Genomic DNA, 20971 nt, shown 5'->3' with positions numbered 1-20971 from the left:
GGGGTTGCGCTCCATTATTTCACTTTAACCAAAGACGGCGCCTTGATGGGTTCAGGCCCCGCATGACTGGCGGCGGAAAGCAGCGGCAGCAAAATGGTAAACACGCTGCCTTCGCCAATCGTACTTTCGACATGAATCTCGCCACCCATTTCATGGGCAAGCGTTTTTGAAATGGTCAGCCCCAGTCCGGTGCCTTCGCCGTTGGCCTTGGTGGTAAAGAAGCGGTTAAAAATATCCGACAACATCTCGGGAGCGATGCCGCAGCCTGTATCTTCGATCTGAATGCGTACGCCTTTACGCCAAGGCTCAACCCGGACGGTCAGAATGCCGTCGTGGTCCATACTTTGGATCGCGTTGATGACTAAATTGAGGATGCATTCTTGCAAGCGGTTGCGGTCGATATGAAAGATGCAAAGCGTTTCGTAATGACGAACCAGTTCAATGTTGCGCCATTCCATTTCTTTATAAAACAACACCAACAATTCACCCACAGCGGCGCCGATGTCGATCACTTCTTCAGCGCCCGCTGGCATTCTCGACAAGTTAAGAAGGTTATCAATAAACTGTCTCGCCCGCCCTACGCTTCGATTAATCATATCGAGGTTTCGCTGTAAGGAGGGGTCGCAATCAGGCAAGGCCCGGTCTATGTTAAACGCAGCGTTGCGGATCACGCCAAGCAAGTTGCGCATTTCATGCGCTACGCTTGACGACAGTTGACCAATCGCCGCGAGTTTTTCCATTTGCGCCAACGTTTGCGCATGAATTTCAAAGTGCTGCCCGTTTGAAGCATCCGTAGATTGAGACATTTCTACGCGCTTAATCGCGTTTTCCATACTCATCATCTCCAGGGAGGAAGAATCCCCATGATCTCTCACGCTTAAATTCAATCAGGGCAAAATTAAATAACAAAATGGTTATTACTACATGCAACTTTTTTTTATCATTTCGACCAAAAAGAAACTCTGCTAATCTTGTTTAATATACAAGACGAGTAAAATTGAAGAAAAGCTCTTTTATTTTCGATCGAAACCCAAAGGTTACGTACAATCAATACTTTAAGGGAAAAAAATTGCTTTGGCAATAGAAAATTGCATTTTACTGGAACGTTTATACCACACTTCATCAAAATTTTTGTATTGATGATAATATTTCGTTAAATTTTCTAAACTTAAACTCGGAACGTTCCTTCCATCCCAATACTTCCACAATCGAAACGCACTAAAGCCCTCAGACATAAACTCAAGAGAATTTGAGAGTTAGATTCTTATATGGAACGAATCGCGCAGAGTGGAAACATTTGAACCATTTGTTATCCAATTCTATAGACCAATAGGATGAAGTAAGCAGAAGGTGTAAATAAATTACACCTTTAATTGCAAAATAGTTTAACATTGAAAGAAAGATGACGAATAAGTGTTTTTTATCGCCACTTTTGTTTCAGCCATACGTATTTCTTAGAATCAAGCATATACTGAATTATGCTGCAAAACCGATGGCAGGAGTGTCTGATGAACGAACATATTGATGAGAATTCACAGGTAGACAAACAGTCAATTGACGACAACCAATACGAAGCCTACGGGTGGGATTTTCACAAAAAACCCTTGATGTACGCCGCGATTATCACAGCGCTATTTTACGCCTTCGTTTTCTTTTACGTCTCGATTTAACGCGCGTTTTTTTGACTTTCCTGCCGGGGCCTACATTTGAGAGGCCCCGATTTATTTTACCCCGCCTCCCCATCATTCCCATTCACATTCTCTAAAGCATCATTTATGGTCAAGAAAAACACGGCAAAGGGGAAAGCCATGAGCGTAACAGAAGACTCAAAAGCCGCATTACAACTCACCGCCAGCGTCTTATTTTGGTGTACAGTAATTGGATTCGGAATTTTGCTGATTTGGTTCGGGTTCATCTTGATTGGATTTATGGATTTCGCCTATTCGATTCATTCTCAGTTTGGATCTTTCAGCCGCCAGCAATTTGACATCATGATGTATATGGGGCTGATGTTTTGGAAAATGGCCGTCATGCTCTTCTTTTTACTCCCATATATTTCAATTAAAATTGTGTTGCGAAAGCAACCGTAATGACTCGCTGATACAGACAACAAAAACGCCGGTCGGGAAAACCCAACCGGCGTTTATTATTGATTGTTCCGCTGACCAACCCGTGGGACAACAGTCCCATTCAGGTTATACGTAACTTTGCAGCGTCTTCATATAGTTTGCGCGCTCGAAGGCCGCCGGTTCGGGGCAGGCTTTCTGGCTCATGCTGCCTTGCATGAGTTTGATGGAATCATATTCGTGTTCTTCCATCCAGAGTTTGGTTTCATCGAGCACCTTGCCAATATGGTCAACGCCGTAACGCAGCAGCGCCGAACACATCATCGCCACTTTTGCGCCGGACATCATCGACTTAATCACGTCTTGCGCGGTGTGAATTCCGGTGGTAGCCGCCATATCAATGGCGACTCGACCGTATAGCAGCGCGATCCAACGCAATGGCAAGCGCATTTCCTGCGGCGTACTGAGCAGCAGGTTCGGCTTGACTTCAAGCGTGTCGATGTCGATATCAGGCTGATAGAAGCGGTTGAACATGACCAGCGCATCCGCGCCCGCATCCGACAATTGATTGGCCATATTCGCCATTGAGGTGAAATAGGGGCTGAGCTTCATCGCAACGGGAATCTTGACCGCCGACTTGACCGCTTTGAGCACGTCGAGATAAATATCTTCAACGCTCGCGCCGTTCAGGTCGGTTTTGGTCGGGATGTAATAGACGTTGAGTTCCATCGCATCGCAGCCCGCTTCTTCTAACTTTTTGGCATAGTCGATCCACCCGCCGGTCGAGACGCCGTTGAGGCTTCCGATGATGGGGATATCGACGGTTTGTTTCAGTTTCTGGATGTGCTCCAGATAACCGTCGGGGCCGACGTTGTAATCTTCCGCTTCGGGGAAGTAGCTAAGCGCTTCGCCGAAACTTTCGGTCCCGTAATCTAAAAAGTGGGACAACTCCTGTGATTCGAATTGCAGTTGTTCTTCGAACAAAGACCATAACACAATTGCTGATGCGCCTGCGTCTTCCATTCGCTTGACGGTGTCGATTTCACGCGACAAGGGCGAGCTGGAGGGCACGATCGGGTTCTTGAGTTGGAGTCCCATATATGTCGTTGACAAATCCATGACGCCGTTCCTTTCGTTGTATCGCCTCGATGTTTACTCGTCTGACTGTCCGTATTTCATGTCAGCCATTTGCCGATAGAGGCTCCAACGGCTGGTCACATCTTCCTGCGCTTTTTTGAGCAATTCGCGCGCGCGTTCGGGTTTGCTCTTGGTGAGCATTTTGAAGCGCGTTTGGTTGTATGCGAAATCCTGGAAGGAAATCTTCGGATCGCGTGAATCCAATTGCAGCGGATTCTTGTTTTCCTTGATCAGGTCAGGATTGTAGCGATATAACGGCCAGTGACCGCTATCAACCGCCTGCTTTTGCGTATCGTTGCCGGTACGCATATTGATACCGTGCGCGATGCAGTGGCTGTAAGCGAGAATCAATGACGGTCCGTCATAGGCTTCGGCTTCGATAAACGCTTTGACGGTTTGCAGGTCGTTGGCGCCCATGGCCACATGAGCGACATAAATGTTGCCGTAAGACATGGCGATCATGCCCATGTCTTTTTTGCCCATCGGACGGCCCGCCGCCGCAAATTTTGCGACTGCGCCCATCGGCGTTGCTTTCGACATCTGACCGCCGGTGTTGGAGTAGACTTCGGTATCCAAAACCAGGACGTTGACGTTGCGGCCTGAGGCGAGAACGTGATCGAGCCCGCCGTAGCCGATGTCATACGCCCAACCGTCGCCGCCGACGATCCACACGCTTTTCTTCACGAGATAGTCAGCAATGTTGAGCAAATGTTTGGCGTCGTTTGAATCGCCGCCGCCCAGTTTACTTTTCAAAGCGGCTACGCGGTCGCGTTGCGCAGCGAGACCGGCCTCATCGCTTTGGTCAGCGTTGAGAATCTCTTGCACAAGTTGGTCGCCGATTTGCGGGGCCAAGCGCTCTAAGAGCACTTTGGCGAAACGGTTGTTTTGGTCAATCGCGAGACGATACCCAAAGCCAAACTCGGCGTTATCTTCAAACAGCGAGTTTGACCAGGCCGGGCCGCGCCCGTCTTTGTTGGCCGCATACGGGGTGGTCGGCAAATTTCCGCCGTAGATTGACGAGCAACCCGTTGCATTCGCGACGAGCGCCCGGTCGCCGAACAGCTGGGTCATCAGCAAGACGTAAGGCGTCTCGCCGCAGCCCGAGCAGGCGCCGGAGAATTCAAACAGCGGTTCGCACAATTGCGAGCCTTTGATGGTATTCAGTTTCAATTTAGTGCGATCAATGTCAGGCAAGCCGAGGAAGTAATCCCAATTTTCGCGTTCACTTTCGCGAAGCGGAACTTGGTCTACCATATTGATCGCTTTTTTCGACGGCTCTTGTTTGTTTTTCGCCGGGCAGATGTGGACGCAAGCGCCGCACCCGGTGCAATCTTCGGGCGCGACTTGAAGGGTGAATTTCATGCCTTCAAATTCTTTGCCGCGCGCGTCATCCATCTTAAAGGTTGGCGGTTTGCCGTTAACGCTGGCGCCGTCGTAAATCTTCACGCGGATCGCCGCATGAGGACAGGCCATCGAGCACTTTGCGCATTGGATGCACACCGCTTCATCCCACACGGGAATTTCTAACGCGATGTTGCGTTTTTCCCAGCGGGTGGTGCTGAGCGGGAAGGTGCCGTCGACCGGCATCAGGCTAACGGGAACTTCGTCGCCCTTGCCTGCGATAATCGGTGCAATGACTTCTTGCACGAACTTCGGCGCGTCTGGCGATACCACTGGCGGAATCGCAATCGTGCCGGTTGCTGTCGCCGGAACCTTTACTTCATACAGATTGCTGACTGAATGGTCGACGGCGTTGTTGTTCATCTTGACGATTTCTTCGCCCTTAGCGCCGTACGATTTTTGGATCGCGTCTTTAATCGCCTGGATGGCTTCATCTGGCGGCAAGACGCCGGAAATTTTAAAGAAGCAGGTCTGCATGATGGTGTTGATGCGAACGCCCATCCTGCTTTCACGCGCTACTTTGTAAGCGTCGATGACGTAGAATTTCAGTTTTTTGTTAACGATGTGGTCTTGTACGCGGCGAGGGATTTTGTCCCATACTTCATCCGCGCCGTACGAACTGTTGAGTAAGAACACCGCGCCCTCGGCAGCAGAGGCCAACACGTCGTATTTCTCAAGGAAAACGAACTGATGGCAGCCGATGAAGTTGGCGGAATTGATGAGATAGGTGGAACGGATCGGTTTGGAGCCAAAGCGCAAGTGAGACACCGTAACCGAACCGGCCTTTTTGGAGTCATAAACAAAGTAGCCTTGCGCGTAGTTGTCGGTTCCCTCGCCAATGATTTTAATCGAGTTTTTGTTGGCGCCGACGGTACCGTCTGAACCCAGACCGTAGAACATGCCGCGCACCACTTCGTTCGACTCAATTGAGAAGGTCGGATCGAAGTCCAAACTGGTGTGAGTCACGTCATCAATGATACCGATGGTGAAGTGGTTTTTCGGTTTCGCGGAAGCCAAGTTTTCAAACACGGCTTTAATCATCGCCGGGGTGAATTCTTTCGACGACAGGCCGTAGCGGCCGCAGATCACTTTTGGAATCGCGCTAAACGGCGCGACGCCATCGTTGACGGCTTCATACAACGCGTTGACCACGTCGAGATAAAGCGGCTCGCCGCCCGCGCCGGGTTCTTTGGTGCGGTCTAAGACGGCGATGTTTTTCACCGACTTTGGCAAGGCGTTAACAAAGTGCTTCATTGAAAACGGACGGTACAAACGCACTTTCAACACGCCGACTTTTTCGCCGTTGGCGTTCATGTGTTCGACCATCTCATGGGCGGCTTCAGCGCCGGAACCCATCAGCATGATGACGTTTTCCGCGTCGGGCGCGCCAACGTAGTCAAACAAATTATATTGGCGTCCCGTTAGTTCCGCGAACTTGTCCATTTGTTTCTGGACGATATCCGGGCAGACGTTATAAAACGTGTTGACGGTTTCACGGCCTTGGAAATATACGTCGGGGTTTTGCGCCGTCCCGCGAATAACAGGGTGGTCAGGCGACAACGCGCGGTCGCGGTGTGCGCGAACCAGATCATCGCAGATCATCGCTTTCATGTCATCGACTGTCAGTTCTTCGACCTTCATCACTTCGTGCGAGCTGCGGAAGCCGTCGAAGAAGTGAACAAACGGAATGCGTGATTCTAACGACGCCGCTTGTGAGATCAGGGCGAAGTCCATTATTTCTTGAATTGAGTTGGACGCCAACAAAGCGAAGCCCGTAGTCCGAGTCGCCATCACGTCGCTATGGTCGCCGAAAATCGACAACGCCTGGCACGCGACTGAACGCGCCGTGACGTGAAAGACGGTTGAGGTCAATTCGCCGGCAATCTTAAACATGTTGGGGATCATCAACAACAACCCTTGTGATGCCGTAAAGGTTGTGGTCAATGCGCCTGCTTGCAATGCGCCGTGTACGGAGCCGGAAGCGCCGCCTTCGCTTTGCAATGCGACGACGTCAGGAACAACGCCCCAAATATTCGTCTTGCCTTCAGATGACCATTGATCGGAAAATTCACCCATCGGGGATGACGGAGTGATTGGGTAAATAGCGCAAACTTCGTTAGTCTTGTGCGCTACATGTGCTGCAGCTTGGTTGCCGTCCAGGGTTACCATTCGGCGTGCCATGGAGTACCTCCCGTTGCTGATTCGTGATGATGAAACTCTCTCTGAAAGATGTTTCTCTCAGATGAGAATAACCTTACAACATAACTAACATACTTATTTTTTTATCGTTTTGCAAGATGGCAGCTACCATTTTCACGGAATTTAAACTAAATATAAGCATCTCTTTGTTAATTATTAATGTTAATATAATAGATAAAACAAATCATTTATTAAGCCATGTTATTGCTTCCCAAACAAGAACTTACATTGCACCTATTTTGAGATAAATCTGATAATAATGATGAGTTTTCGGGTTAAAGAAATCAAAAAGTTTACTTAATACATAAAAAAAATATACTTATTGCTCGACAAGAAACTGCACGAATGTTTGACTGAAAGCCCTTCCGACAAAAGTCGCGTTGTGAGTCGGCAACAATGCTTGCGTCGCAAACGGGGACTCATTGAAGCGTCAACTTAAAGCATACCGACTCGACAAAAGGAGGCTTCTCCGGCATCCGAATCGAAAGGCCTTTGTCCGTCAGGCTCCAGTCAATCGAGCCATCAACTCCTAACATTTCAAGAGATTGTATATTTGGCGATTGGCTGCCTGCGGTCAACGATTGAACCGTTACCGTTTCTCCTGCGCCGGGCCAACCCAAAAGAAACACATACAGAGCCTTATTGTCTTTGCTGCGAGTAAAGCGAATATCTTCATACGTAGCGTCAGAGTTTTGTCTTTCGCTCAAGTGTCCTTCAACCACTCTCGAAGGCCCTTCGCCATACACTTCCCAAGGCCTTGTTTCGTAAATCGCTTCGCCGTTGACCTCTAGCCACTGCCCGATTTTCAACAATAGTTCCCTTACAGCCAACGGGATTTCTCCATCCGGCTTGGGTGGAATATTGAGTAGAAGGCACCCGTTTTTACTGACAATATCCACCAGAGCGTCAATCAAGCGGTTGGCTGTTTTGTATTCGGGATTCGATATATAGCCCCATGATTTCCAATCCACCGAATCGTCGGTCAACCAGGGGAACTCTCTCGCCTCACTCATCCGCGAGCGCTCCAGGTCGAGTATCCCCGCCCCGGGGTAAAATTCCTCGTGTTTGTAGGTTACGGCAACGTCTTTTTTCCACTCTAAGCCTTTGTTGTAGTAATGGCTCAAAAAATCGAGGCGGTATTTTTCGTGGAGAATATCAAGCTTGTTATCAAACCAAACAAGGTCCGGCTCATATTTGTCAACTACTTCCTGGATGCGCTCCAACCATTCTTTCGAGAATGTTGCATCCGGCAGTGGTTCGGGGAAAGTACGGGAGCCGACAAATGCGGATATCGGGAGAGGCGCTCCATATAAGCCAGCATATTCAGGAAGCGAAGCATCCGTGCTTGGATCTAATGTCGGGTACCAGCCATAAAGCCATTGGCGGTGATACGTCGCGATAAATTTTAACCCCGATTGTTTGATCGCTTTTTCTAAATCACCGACCAAGTCTCTTTCAGGCCCCATGTCTTTTGCGTCCCAGGATGTCAATTCGCTGTCCCACATCGCAAATCCGTCAGCGTGTTCGACCACCATTCCCGCGAAGCGCGCGCCCGCCTGTTTGAACAAATGCGCCCATTCATCGGGGTTCCACTTTTCGGCTTTAAACATTGGGATGAAATCTTTGTAGCCAAATTCAGATAACGGCCCATAAGTTTCGACATGATGTTTGCGAATCTTATGACCGCTCACATACATAGAGTGTGAATACCACTCGGTTTCATAGGCGGGGACCGAATAGGGGCCCCAATGGCAATAAATGCCGAATTTCGCATCGCGAAACCACTCGGGGTCTTGATGTTGCACCACTGAATGCCAAGTCGAGTTATAGCGCTCTTCCTCCTGGCATTGGATGTATTTTGCATTAGACAGAGCGATAAACACCCAAAATATCACCACAATGGCCATCATCGTATTCTTCATTTTGCTTATCCTATGTGTGCGTTTATATCTGCAATTTTTATTAAGAATCTTTCGCTAACTTTGCCAATTCAGGGTAGCGCTCATCCGTATCGCCGACGTCTTCTTTTTCTCTTGCTAACTCTGATTTCAGTTAGTATGGTTGATTTATAGATCGACACTGCGGCTCCGCCGGGTTAGAGCACCGTGTGAATGTGATCGGGTTTTGGTTGAAACGCCGCAACCCGTATCAACGTTCGATTTTTAACACAAACGCAAACTCACAAGGCTTTGTTTGTGGAAACTGAACTGAAAGCGAGCCTTCGTCTTGGACCCATTGAAGGCGTTCATTCGAGCCAATCATTTTGATTGATTTGATCTCTCCACTTAACGTGTTGTTCTTTTTTAAACTCTTGATCTTTAATGTTCCATCCTCAGGCCACTCTAAGGCAATGGCGTAAAGAACGTCATCACGCTGAGTAAAACGAATGTCTTCTGATGTGAAGGGCTTGTTTTTGTTTTCAGAAAGATGCCCCTCTGCGACGCCCGTCGGGCCTTCGCCGTAGACCTTCCACGGGCGGGTAGAGTAAATGGCTTCACCATTCAACTTTAACCACTTGCCAATTGATAAGAGCACCTGTTGCGCCTCTTGAGGAATCACGCCATCTGCGCGGGGGCCGATGTTTAAGAGCATGCAACCGTTTTTACTAACAATATCAATCAGGTCGTCAACCAGCAGGTTGGGAGATTTAAATTCATCATTCTCAATATAGCCCCAAGATTTTTTACTGATTGATGTATCGGTTTGCCAAAAAAATTCTCGTATCCGGGGCGATTTTTCCCGCTCGAGATCGAGCGTCCCGGCGCCGTCGGGAAAAGCGACTTGAGTCACGCCCTCTTGCGGTTTCGTCCATCGCTTATAATTCAGCGCGACGCCTTTGTTCCACTCAATTCCTTTGTTGTAGTAATACGCCGCAATTTCTTTCCGGTCTTGTTCAAATTCTGGATAGCAGAAACCAAAATCAAACCAAAGCAAGTCCGGTTGATATTGATCGATCAATTCCTGTGTTCGCGCATGCCAGTGTGCAATAAACTCCTCACTCGCAGGCGCATCCGGCTCATGGCGTTTTCCATACAGCGCTTCGAATTCCGGGTTGGAATTATCAAATGAATCCTGGATATTGTAATAACGCCAGTTCCAAGCGTAGTGAGATGAAACGCCGAATTTCATTCCACGCTTGCGGACCGCTTTCGCAAGATCACCGCATATATCCCGTTTGGGGCCCATGTTCACCGAATTCCAGTTGGTATGGCTTGAGCCATACAGCGCAAACCCATCATGATGTTCAGCAACAGGGACAACATATTTTGCGCCTGATTTTTGGAACAACTCAGCCCATTCGTCAGGGTTCCATTTTTCGGCTTCAAACATGGGGATAAAATCTTTATAGCCAAACTTAGACTGGTCTCCCCACGCTTCTTTATGGTAAGAAAAAATTTTATCTTCCGGGCGGTACATATTGCGGGGATACCATTCACTTCCATGCGCAGGAACGGCATAGGCTCCCCAATGAATGAAAATGCCAAATTTCGCGTCTATATTCCATTCGGGCGTCTCATATTGTTTAAGAGAATCCCAGGTAGGTTCAAACGTTTGGCTATAAGCATTGAGTGAGAAAAATAAAACGGTAATGGCTGTTGTGATGGTAAAAGATAATTTCATACCAGGCCTTCTCTGTGCGTTATTTATAACTTATTTCCCTCAGCATTGATACACTTTATAAAAGGTTCTTCCGTAAATTGGATACTGAATTGAGATTTCTAGAAGCCATCTCCTAAATACTTGATCTTTCGCTGCGCGTGGCATGGGTACAACTCTGCTCGCTTCAGTGCGGGCTTTCAGGCCCTTATGCACAGGCGCTTACAGAGTTGCACCCATGCCTGAATTGGTTTGTCAATTTTTGATAGGGCGGAATACGTTTCCGTAATCAAAATTAAGGCATCTAACAGTCCAGGCGCTCACTTGCCGGATGAACCTTTTAAAAGAAAGCATCTCAATGGAACATCTACCAATTGGATGGCAATTGTATAAACGGACTGTATGCGGGGCCGACCATCCCGCTCATGGTATTCATCAGCGGGTAAACAGCAAACTCATACTCGCCATAAGAAGGCTGGCGTGTTTGAAACCGCTCTGCAAGTGATGGATTATCTTTTCTCCATTGCAACGCGCCGGGGTTCTCTACGCCGCTGCGCCCCAAAAATAGCACATCCTCGCTGCCTTTTTGATGGACATACACATCAAACCCATTGACCGGATGCTCGCTCAACCACGCGTCATCATATTGCCAGCGCACGGCGACTCCATCTTTGTTTGCTTGCGCCGTCACCGTCGGCAATGACTCGCCTGCTTGCGCCGTATTGAAATACCGCACCGGCCCGAAGGTTCGATAGGGCGCCTTGGGCGTCTTCATGCGTTCCTCTGGAATGATGTACACCAGAAATTCATATTCATTGCCGAATTGGGGACCATTGCGAAAGTCGGGCGCGATGCCCGGATTGCCGGGCTTCCATTCTAAATGAAAGACGTCGCCGCTCATGGTCTGCCCCAGATACTGGATGGCTTCGGCCCCGCGACTGCGAACATACACATGAAAATCAATAATCTGATAGGATTGGAGCACGTCCGGCGGCAGGTTCCAGCGAATGACCAGGTTCCTCGCGTCTTCATCGTCTACATCGAATCCGTCGCTGAGGTCGATGCGGCTGTCGATTGAATCATGGACGGTAAGGAACGATTGAAAACGCACCGGCTCCGAGGTCATCCAAGGCGGGCGGAAATGTTCCTGCCCCGCGAGACGAACAAAGACGCCAAACCGATAAGCCGCGCCAAACGCCGGGCCGGATTGCATCGCAGGATTCACAAGCGGCGAGTTCGCAGTCCATTCAAAAAACGGCGCCTGCACTTGATAGGGAGCGCCCAGCGGCTGCATTTCGTCGCCGCCGTTGATTTCAACATAAAGGTGAACGTCTGAAACCGAACGGATATCTTCAATCGCCATGCGTGTCAAATCCCATTTTACGGCGACGTCCGGGTGCGGGTATTCATCAAAATCGAGACGGCCATCCAGGATATCTTCGCTGAGATAGTCGTCGGTCGTCCACACCGCGAGGTCTTGCTCGTTATGAATTTCCACCGCCTCGCCGCCTTCGGATTGCGCATATAAGTGAAAGCGCCCCTGCGATAGCAACGGCGTATGGCTGCTGCCCCACTTGCCAATCCCCGCGACCACCGGCAAGCCGTCTTCCAACAGTATGTAATCGCACACCCGCCCATCGCGACCATACAGCAAGTCGCCGTATTGATAGACGAAATCGTCCGCCGGAAACGACTCGCGAAACCCGCGCGAACCAAACGCAGTAGAAAACGTCGGGTAATTTTCGGCAATGCTTTTATTCTCAAAATCGAGAAACGGGTCGGCGTATCGCACAAACAACGCACGATCCATATTGGGACGAACGCCCAGCGGCTTGATTGCGGGCAAAAAGAAAAATGAATAAGCCGCGAGGCAAACCAATCCGCTGGCGACGCCGTCGCTCCACCGCGCCCCGCGCCGCGCATTCAATAACGGCCAGGCGGCAAACAGCGCGATGAACAGCGCGTCGCCAAAATACCGTACGCGCGGAACCGTAATCAATAATAAGGGGACTTTCAACAAAACGGTGAACAATAAAAGAGCGATCCACCATTGCCTGCGGCGGACGGCGGCAGCCCCCAGCGCCAAACACCCCAACACAAATAGCACCGAAATGTAATAGGAAATCAACCAGTGATGGTCGTCGTAGCCCAGTTCGCCATTGAGAACCATTTGAACATTCATGCCCATGAAGCCCAAAAAAGCGCCGGGGTTTCTAAGCAACAACTGCGGTACGCTCAATTCGTCGGCGCCATCGCCGAACGCGTTTTCTAACACGCGAAACTCGGCCTCATACGTCATTGGATACACCGCGTCAAATTGCACCGTCGAAAGCGCATACACATAAAACTTCTGCCGGAACGCCTGCTGCATTCGCTCCGCCTGCCAGTTGCGCGCATCTTGGTTCATCGCCCACAGCGACGCCCCCAGCGCAATCCAAACGACCAATGACGCCGCGACGTTTCGTTTCCATAACGGCGCCTCGATGCTGCGCCGCCGCATTGCGCCCGCCGCCAGCAAGATCAACATCACCAACACGGCCTCGTTGCGCAACAAAAACAACAGAGCCGATAACCCCAGCCCCGTCATAAGCGACACGGGTTTTTTCTGAAGAAAATAAGCGCCGACCAATAGAGGAACGCCGGTGTGATATAAGTGCAGCGTCGGGAACTCCATCATCACGCCCATCGCGTGAATAAATCCGCACCAGGCCGCGGCCAGCGGCGCCGCATAGCGCTCCTCAACGTCCAAGACGCGCAGCATGGCGTATCCGCCGAGCGCGATGAACACATGCCCAAGCGCATGAAACAGAAAAAATCCTTCGATGGGATGCTCCGGCAAAACGACCTGGATGGCCGCGCAGAGAAACGTCAACAACGGCGACCACTGAAAATTCAACGCGCCAAAATCACCGTTGAGAATCCGCCAGCCGTTATAAAATGTCGCCCCGTCGTCATAGACGGGCAGGTCCATATACGGCGCTTTGAACAGAAAGACAAACAACGTAAACGCCAACGGAAACCACACCGATGACAGAAAGCGGGCGTATGAATCTTGCAACCAATTTTGGGTAGGGAGTGAAGCATTCATGCAAATAACGCCAACGCAAGTTAGTTTGAATATACAACAATTCCGTTAAATTCATCGACTGTGGAGGGACGGCTAATCACAACGCCTTCGATGCTATTCAAGCGGCCTTTGTCACCATCCATTGTCCCAAATAAAATACATTTTTCTTCTGAGGCAAGATACCAGTCGAGACGTTTGCGTTCGATCGGAGTCATTTCCTCCACAGGTTGAAAATAAAACAAACCGGGCTCGCGGTCCGCCTTGTAGATGATCTCCGCATCCACGACAAACTCGCCGTCTTTGCCGTCGCTGACGCTGCGCGGATTGCCATAGACAATAATCTCCGCATCTTGATAACGCCTCCACAATGGAGCCAACCAAAACCCAACCCGTTCGGTATTTTCGACCAGATAATTGCCTGCTTCTCCCCAGGACGCAGGATCGGCGGCGACCAAAAGCGTGTAGAGTTCCGCCGCGTCAGGCTCCGACCAATAATCAGGATTCAAAAGTTCCTCGAACTGTTTTTTGAACTCATCTCCCTGCCACGACTCCAAACCCTCAGGCAAATAGAGGGCCGTCTGATGAAAGAGTTCGACCGCGTTGCCAGTCTTGCCCAATACGCGCCAACCGATGGCAACGCGTAACAGTTGGGGAACTAACTGCACATCAGGCCGACGCCACCAAGCGTTTTTGGTTTTGTTGTATTCAGTAAAAACGTCTAACACAATTTGAAAGTGGGACGCCGCTTCATCAAACTTATCGTCCTCAAGCGCACCGAGACCTTTGGCTGACGCATCCATAATAATCATGACGCTCGACTGGTCGTAACCAATAAAAGCGACCCAACCGGCCCCAAGCGCAAGAAAGAAAAACAAACACATAATCTGAATCACACGGCGTTTGAGCATGATCCCACTGGCTTTTCGATACTGCACCTTGGACAGAATTTTGGTGGAAGGCGTACGCGACGACCGGGCAGGCCTCGCTCGAGAAGGCCCCGGCGGCGGCGTTGGGGCGCTTGGCGCATCCTCAAGTGGATCGCTTGTTGTGGAGGGCGCTTCGTCCGCGTCGGGCTTTGGCTTTTGCGAACGCTTTTCTTTTTGTTTTTTCGCCAGCGCAGCGATGACTTTCTTGCGTTTTTCCGGCTCCAATGAAGCCAAATATTTTCTAAGCGCGGCTTTTTTTTCTTGCAGCGTACGCGGTTTGTCCGAACCGGAACCAGACCCGTCCTTCAACCGCGGCGTCTGGATAGGCGACGAAGCGGACGATGCGACAGATTGAGACGTAGAATGAGTCCGCTTGAGTTGCATAAGGCGTCGCTTTTCGGCTAGGCGTCTTCTCCCAAGAGCGCCTGGATGGTTTGCAGCACTTGCTTGGGTTTAACGGGTTTGGGCAAATAGTGGTTGCAGCCCACCTGCATAGCCTTGCTCTCGTCTTGGGCGCGGGCGTGGGCGGTGAGCGCGATGATGGGCGTCTCTTTGGTGGCGTCGCAGAGACGCAACGCTTCAACGACGTCCCAGCCCGATTTTTTCGGTAACGAAATATCAAGCAAAATCACGTCCGGCGCATTTTCAATCGCGATGCGTTCGCCTTCTTCTCCGTCGCTCGCTTGCAACACGGCGTAGCCTGAAAACTCCAACGCATCCGCCAGCAGTTCGCGGCTGTCTTGGTGGTCTTCGACAATTAATACTGTTTTTGGCATGGTTCCTCCAACCAGTGAATGAACTTGCGCATCTAAATTCGCGATCACGGTTGATGTTACGTTCATACTGTATCATATCGTAATACTGCGGAGAAACGAATTGCTGGTTGTAAGCGAGAGCGGCGCGTGAATTATTGTTTTAGCAATCGCTTGACAGCGGAAGGCGACGGCGAATAATGATAAGCAGCAAACCGTACTCTTTGCGGGAGTAGCTCAGTTGGTAGAGCATCAGCTTCCCAAGCTGAGGGTCGCGGGTTCGAACCCCGTCTCCCGCTTACTTAAAAGTTCTTAATTTCCAACTATTTACGACACTTTTACCACTTTTCAGATTCTCTCCTGTACTTACCGTTTCTGGCTGTTTCGTGATTTTTTTGTGTACAAAATTGTGTACACACTTATTTCATCTCCATGTACACTGTAATCAATACAAGCAAATCAGGAGATGCAATTCATGGCAAGTTTAGTAAAACGTGGAAGAATTTGGTACGTTGATTATTTCGATGCAGCCGGAAAACGAAGACGGTTTTCAACCAAGACAGATAAGAAGAAGATCGCTCAAGATGTACTTTCGCGATTTCGCGTTGAATTATCTCTAGACGCGAACCAGCTACCCACCAAGCGCAAGAAAATCACACTTGAAACACTGAAAGAAAAATATCTGGAATTCGTTTCATCCACTCAAGCGGAACGGTGGGTTTACAACAAGCGGCTTATCCTGGAAAACAAGATTATTCCCTTTTTTGGAAAAGATACTGACATCAAGCGAATCACCGGAATGAAAATTGAAGAATACCAACGAGAACGTCTCAAAGATGTATCAGCAAGAACCGTTAACATAGACACTCACCATGTCTTACTCGTGATGTTAAATAAGGCGGTTGATTGGAAAATATTGCCGGCTTCCTCCATACCTAAAGTCGCCAAACTGCCAGAGACAGAAGGCCGACTTCGTTTTTTAAATCAACAAGAAATCCAGCAATTGATTACAACCGCTCAAAACCAGTCTGGTGAAATTCATTGTTTTGTGACTATCGCTTTGAATACTGGGATGAGAGCGGGAGAGATTGTTGCTTTGCGCTGGAGAGACATTGATTTCACAAGCAAATTGATAACTGTTGCACCGCGAGAAGGGTGGACAACCAAGACGCGGAAAAGAAGAGATATTCCCATGAACCAACCTCTGCATGATTTTCTGCAATCTTATCAGCAGAGCAATCCATCCAGCGAGATGGTTCTGAATCTGAGTTATGACGCTTTAAAGAAGCGCTTTAAGCGATTAATTGAGCAATCGGGACTACCTACGACGGGGGAAGATAAAGTGACCGCACACACGCTGAGACACACGTTTGCGTCTAATTTGGTGATGAAAGGGATTCCGCTCTATACAGTCGCTCAACTGCTTGGTCACAGCAATACGGAAACGACGAAACTGTACAGCCATTTGGCTCCAGGTCATTTAAAAAATGCTGTTGATTGCTTGGAATTTTAAGAAAAATGCAACTTTTTGCGCCATTTTTTATTGAACGAGGTATAATATACCAGATTGGAGGTAAAAAGACCTTAAAGTAGGAAATCCGGGTCCCCTAAAAAGTCGCGTTACAAGATTCTATAACACCCCAAAAAAAATATTCTATCAGAGGAGGTAACTAAGGTTAAATAAGGAACTTATAGAACATGAAAAAAACCGTCGTTGAATTGTCGCATTTATTAGATGTTGATGAAGTAGCAAAGATTCTAAAGGTCGATCCAAAAGCAGTTTACGATATGCGGTATCAAGAAAAAATACCTTACACAAAAATTGGCGGTCGACTTCGATTCGACCCAGTTAAAATTAAAGAGTTTATTGAAAAAAATTCACATACACCAGAAATTAGAACGATTGATTTCGGCGATACTGTAGAATAATACAATAACAGATAAGATCGTTAAGTTAAGTCAGAGAGCGTCGGAGCCATTTTCCGGCGCTCTTTCGTATTTAGCAGGTAGTGAATTTTTTACAACACAATTCCAGCAGCAGTAGCCAATCTTTCAACTTCTTGTCGGTCATCAGTTTTTTTCATTCTTCGGTATATTGATTTCAATTTTTTTATATACTGCTCACGCTTCGTAGACCATTCTCTTGTCCATCGGATTTCATCTTTTGCTTGCTCCAGCAGAGATTCTCGTGGTTTATATTTAGTAATTGAAAGTGGTTGAAACCGAGTTCTACACGCCCAATCAAATGATATTTGAAAATGATCAGCGATCATGTTAAACAGAGTTTCTTCTGAAAGATTTATTCTGCTTTGGGAATAGTAGAAGTGCTTTCTACCAAGAATCTGGATTCCTTTGTAATCATATTTATGTTTTTTTAATTGACGCTGAATTATCTTCTCATACGTCAGAGAAGGAAATAGAAGAGTGCTATTAGGCGAGTTTGAACTCAACCATGCGAGATACTTCTTTAATGCTTTCTTAGCGGCTCCAACTTCATAACCAGCGATTAATATTGGCGTTTTTCGAGGATTGAACGTTATGTCAGACGGCTTTAGTCCAACAAGCGTCTTGAACTTCAAACCAGTATAAAAACCCAGTTTCATGACCACCACTGTTTGTATTGTAAGTGGGTCATTCTCCTTGTTCAATTCTGTCATCAAATCGATGAAAATTCTGATTTCTTTTATTTCGGTATCATTACACATAATACATAATATTACATCATAAGTATAAAAATAACAATATATTAAAAAAACATATTTGTCTTCATTTTATTTTCTGCCAATAAATTAAAAAACCTGCGCAACTATGCGCGAAGGAGATAGTTTTATGAATCAAAAGTTTAAACTCGAAATCGAAATGAATGAAGCCGATTATCAAGCGATTGAATCTATCGCTGGAAAACGGGGATCCAATTTCAGCTCGGTCATCAGTGACTTGCTTACTGATGCTCTGGAAAAGATTGATCCACGCGAGCTGGAAACCAATAAAGATTACGACTATTGGCTTAATGAAAATGAATACGAAGTTGTCTTTACGGACATCGACGATGTACCAGCAGACGAATTTGCCGCCATTTCTGATCCATTTGCGGATAAATTCTAAAAACCGCGTAATACATGCAATGAACTACATACCCGCTTCCAGAAGAAATCCATGTCCCATTTGTGGTCATGATTCGTGGTGCGCTACGACCAGTGACGGCAATATGGTTTTATGCCGAAGAAGCGGCGGAATCAACGCCATAGCGAAAACTGACGCCAACGGGTCATTATATTGGCTGCATCCACAGAACAATTCCATTCCACAACCAGTAGCAACTTCAATCAAACCAATTCAACGCGCCGATGAAGATACGTTAAACGCCGTTTATGGCAGTTTGCTGCATTATCTGGAACTATCACCAGAGCACCATGAAAATTTACTCAAAAGAGGTTTATCAGAACATGAAATACAAAAACGCCAATATCGCACTCTTCCAGACTCAGATCGCTGGAAGATCGCCAAGCAGGTCGCCACCCATTTCGCCGACGACCAATTGCTAACCACACCAGGGTTTTTCATTAAAGATGGTAACTATTCACCCTATTGGACTATCGCTGGTTCGTCCGGTTTGTTGATTCCGGTTCGAGATATGCAACAGCGAATCATTGCATTAAAAGTCCGCGTTAATAACGATGATGGTTACGGCAAATACCGCTATCTCTCCAGCAGTTATCATGGTGGAGCATCATCCGGTAGTCACATTCATATTCCACTTTTTGATCAACCAATTGGAAATGAAATACGGATTACTGAAGGTGAACTCAAAGCGGATATTGCTACTGCGTTATCTGGCTTATTAACAATATCGGTACCAGGAGTTAGCAATTGGCGAATGGTATTTTCCACACTAAAAGCGATGAAGATTACTAACGTGAAAGTCGCGTTCGATCAAGACGCTTTCACAAATAAAAACGTAGGAAGATGTTTATATGAACTGTTAACGGAATTGAAAAATAGAGGCTACGCAATACGCGTAGAAAAATGGTAAATAAATTATGCCAGAAAAAAATAAGGGTATTGATGACGCTCTCATAAATAATTCAAGCATTGAAGAAATCAGCAGCGAAGAAGCATTAAACCAATTACAGCCAAAATCAAATAAAGTATTAACTGAGTCTGAAATAAACGATTTAATCGAAAAATACAACGAAGAATACGCGGTTTCATTCTATGGTTCACGATGCGTTATCATTCGTGAAGTGAAAGACGGAAAGTCGATTGCAATGGTTCCAGAATTTCTTCGTAAGCAAGATTTAATTGACCATCAAGCAAATAAGAAGATAAAGATCAAGCCAGCAAAAAAAACGAAAACCGTATCACTGGCAAAATACTGGTTTGAACATCGAGATAGACGTACGTATGACAAAGTGGTGTTTGATCCAGAGAATTCAAATCCATGTCACTATAATTTGTGGAAAGGGTTCGCAGTTGAACCTGTTGAAGGTACTTGCGAAAAATATCTGAATCATATTCGCAATATCATCTGTAATCGCAATGATGAACTCTATCAGTATGTGCTTGCTTGGATGGCTCATGCAGTACAGTATCCAGCGCAACGACCAGAAACGGCATTGGTTCTTCAGGGTGGACAAGGTACAGGTAAAGGGTTCTTCGTTAATGCGTTTGGATCATTGTTTGGAGTCCACTATAAACAGGTATCGCAGAGTAAGCACTTAGTCGGAAATTTTAACAGCCATTTAGCCAACACACTGGTACTGTTTGCCGATGAAGCATTTTGGGCTGGTGATAAGCAGGGTGAAAATACTCTTAAAGCGCTCATAACTGAACCAGAAATTGCGATTGAACCAAAAGGTCGCGATGTATTTACAACGCCGAATCGATTGCGAATTATTATGGCGTCAAATGAGGACTGGGTGGTTCCAGCGAACATTGATGATCGACGGTTTGTTGTGCTGCAAGTAAGCGAAGAGCGAAAGCAAGACAACGGATATTTTGCAGAATTGAAAATGGAACTCGATGATGGCGGTAGTGAAGCATTTTTGCATTTTCTATTAACGTACGACATCTCCAACTTCAATCTTCGATCCATACCAAAAACGGACGCATTACTGGAACAGAAAATTCAATCTTTGGAAGCAGTAGATCGATTTGTCTATGATCGTTTGATGGAAGGACAGTGGCTGGATACGCATGATGGATGGAACAACGAGATTGCAAAACACGATCTGTACCAAGCGTACTGTGAAGCATCGTCTATTGCTGGAGTTCGTCGCAGGAATTGGGAAGGTCAATTTGCCAAAGAAATCAGTAAGATCATTCCAGCGGTAAGAGATACCAGAAAGACAGTTTACAACACGGATGGATTTGGCAATCAAAAACAGCGAGTCGTTTATTATGTCTTTCCAGATTTGAGCGTGTGTCGTCAGTCGTTTGAACAATACATTGGATCAACAATTCAGTGGTCACCAATAGACGATGATGCAAAACCAATTATTTTGTTTACCGATGATGAAGATGAATCCATTGATGACGAAAAATATGAAAATGATATTTTTTGGGATGGTATCTAAGTGTCAGGGGTGTCGGGGGTTGGTTGTTTTTGTAGACCGACCTCTGACGCTGTAAGTCTAATGTTTTCAGTATGGAGTCAAGGGTGTCAGGGGTGGTAAGGGTAAAATTGGAATGAAAATAAATATGGTTCATCCGGTAAATGAGTACCTACATTGATGGATGGCCATGATTTTGAGTTTAAAGAATTCTTGATCTCGAAATCCATAGGCTTGGCGTTTCATGGTTTTGATTTTGTTGTTGGTTCCTTCG

At 47.3% G+C, this 20971-nt stretch carries 17 protein-coding genes and 1 tRNA gene; 8 read left to right on the top strand and 10 right to left on the bottom strand.

Annotation, left to right across the window (positions count from 1 at the left end; translation table 11 throughout):
• Nucleotides 1-14 precede the first annotated feature (14 nt).
• Complete coding sequence (locus P9L94_20400; protein ID MDP8246454.1) at nt 15-833, bottom strand: HAMP domain-containing sensor histidine kinase; 819 nt, start codon at nt 831-833, stop codon at nt 15-17.
• A 675-nt stretch (nt 834-1508) separates the two neighbouring features.
• Between P9L94_20400 and P9L94_20395 the strand changes: the two genes are divergently transcribed.
• Both P9L94_20395 and P9L94_20390 read left to right on the top strand, forming a co-directional pair.
• Entirely contained in the window at nt 1509-1670 is a 162-nt protein-coding gene (locus P9L94_20395) for a hypothetical protein (protein ID MDP8246453.1), read from the top strand.
• Between the two features lie 138 nt (nt 1671-1808).
• A complete protein-coding gene (locus tag P9L94_20390) occupies nt 1809-2090 on the top strand; it encodes a hypothetical protein (protein ID MDP8246452.1) in 282 nt (93 codons plus the stop codon).
• Nucleotides 2091-2195: 105 nt separating this feature from the next.
• On the opposite strand, the gene P9L94_20385 is transcribed toward P9L94_20390, so the two are convergent.
• The 7 genes from P9L94_20385 to P9L94_20355 all read right to left on the bottom strand — a co-directional run bounded on the left by P9L94_20385 (nt 2196) and on the right by P9L94_20355 (nt 15235).
• Nucleotides 2196-3185, bottom strand: a complete 990-nt coding sequence (locus P9L94_20385; protein ID MDP8246451.1) for a dihydroorotate dehydrogenase-like protein — start codon at nt 3183-3185, stop codon at nt 2196-2198.
• 33 nt (nt 3186-3218) lie between these two features.
• Complete coding sequence (gene nifJ, locus P9L94_20380; protein ID MDP8246450.1) at nt 3219-6785, bottom strand: pyruvate:ferredoxin (flavodoxin) oxidoreductase; 3567 nt, start codon at nt 6783-6785, stop codon at nt 3219-3221.
• Nucleotides 6786-7222: 437 nt separating this feature from the next.
• The gene (locus P9L94_20375) at nt 7223-8725 is read right to left on the bottom strand and encodes an alpha-L-fucosidase (protein ID MDP8246449.1); all 1503 of its coding nucleotides are present in this window, start codon (nt 8723-8725) and stop codon (nt 7223-7225) included.
• A gap of 226 nt (nt 8726-8951) precedes the next feature.
• Nucleotides 8952-10424 carry an alpha-L-fucosidase gene (locus P9L94_20370; GenBank protein MDP8246448.1) on the bottom strand — a complete coding sequence of 491 codons (1473 nt, stop codon included), beginning with the start codon at nt 10422-10424 and terminating at the stop codon, nt 8952-8954.
• A 343-nt stretch (nt 10425-10767) separates the two neighbouring features.
• Entirely contained in the window at nt 10768-13488 is a 2721-nt protein-coding gene (locus tag P9L94_20365) for a hypothetical protein (GenBank protein MDP8246447.1), read from the bottom strand.
• Between the two features lie 20 nt (nt 13489-13508).
• Complete coding sequence (locus P9L94_20360; GenBank protein ID MDP8246446.1) at nt 13509-14777, bottom strand: hypothetical protein; 1269 nt, start codon at nt 14775-14777, stop codon at nt 13509-13511.
• A gap of 17 nt (nt 14778-14794) precedes the next feature.
• The gene (locus tag P9L94_20355) at nt 14795-15235 is read right to left on the bottom strand and encodes a response regulator (protein ID MDP8246445.1); all 441 of its coding nucleotides are present in this window, start codon (nt 15233-15235) and stop codon (nt 14795-14797) included.
• A 136-nt stretch (nt 15236-15371) separates the two neighbouring features.
• On the opposite strand from P9L94_20355, the gene P9L94_20350 reads away from it, so the two are divergent.
• The 3 genes from P9L94_20350 to P9L94_20340 all read left to right on the top strand — a co-directional run bounded on the left by P9L94_20350 (nt 15372) and on the right by P9L94_20340 (nt 17074).
• Nucleotides 15372-15444, top strand: a tRNA-Gly gene (locus P9L94_20350).
• Between the two features lie 176 nt (nt 15445-15620).
• A complete protein-coding gene (locus P9L94_20345; GenBank protein MDP8246444.1) occupies nt 15621-16658 on the top strand; it encodes a site-specific integrase in 1038 nt (345 codons plus the stop codon).
• Between the two features lie 185 nt (nt 16659-16843).
• Nucleotides 16844-17074, top strand: a complete 231-nt coding sequence (locus P9L94_20340) for a helix-turn-helix domain-containing protein (protein ID MDP8246443.1) — start codon at nt 16844-16846, stop codon at nt 17072-17074.
• 89 nt (nt 17075-17163) lie between these two features.
• Here P9L94_20340 and P9L94_20335 read toward each other — a convergent pair whose 3' ends face one another.
• Complete coding sequence (locus P9L94_20335; protein MDP8246442.1) at nt 17164-17850, bottom strand: hypothetical protein; 687 nt, start codon at nt 17848-17850, stop codon at nt 17164-17166.
• Between the two features lie 124 nt (nt 17851-17974).
• On the opposite strand from P9L94_20335, the gene P9L94_20330 reads away from it, so the two are divergent.
• The 3 genes from P9L94_20330 (at nt 17975) to P9L94_20320 (ending at nt 20721) form a co-directional block, all read left to right on the top strand.
• Complete coding sequence (locus P9L94_20330; GenBank protein MDP8246441.1) at nt 17975-18250, top strand: hypothetical protein; 276 nt, start codon at nt 17975-17977, stop codon at nt 18248-18250.
• A 103-nt stretch (nt 18251-18353) separates the two neighbouring features.
• Entirely contained in the window at nt 18354-19178 is an 825-nt protein-coding gene (locus tag P9L94_20325) for a DUF3854 domain-containing protein (protein ID MDP8246440.1), read from the top strand.
• Between the two features lie 7 nt (nt 19179-19185).
• Nucleotides 19186-20721, top strand: a complete 1536-nt coding sequence (locus tag P9L94_20320; GenBank protein MDP8246439.1) for a DUF5906 domain-containing protein — start codon at nt 19186-19188, stop codon at nt 20719-20721.
• Nucleotides 20722-20850: 129 nt separating this feature from the next.
• Here P9L94_20320 and P9L94_20315 read toward each other — a convergent pair.
• A partial coding sequence (locus tag P9L94_20315; GenBank protein MDP8246438.1) for a transposase occupies nt 20851-20971 on the bottom strand: 121 nt, incomplete at its 5' end.

It is taken from the genome of Candidatus Hinthialibacter antarcticus, assembly GCA_030765645.1.
In the GTDB taxonomy this organism is placed as follows: domain Bacteria; phylum Hinthialibacterota; class Hinthialibacteria; order Hinthialibacterales; family Hinthialibacteraceae; genus Hinthialibacter; species Hinthialibacter antarcticus.
This window is presented reverse-complemented; position numbering and strand designations above follow the sequence as displayed.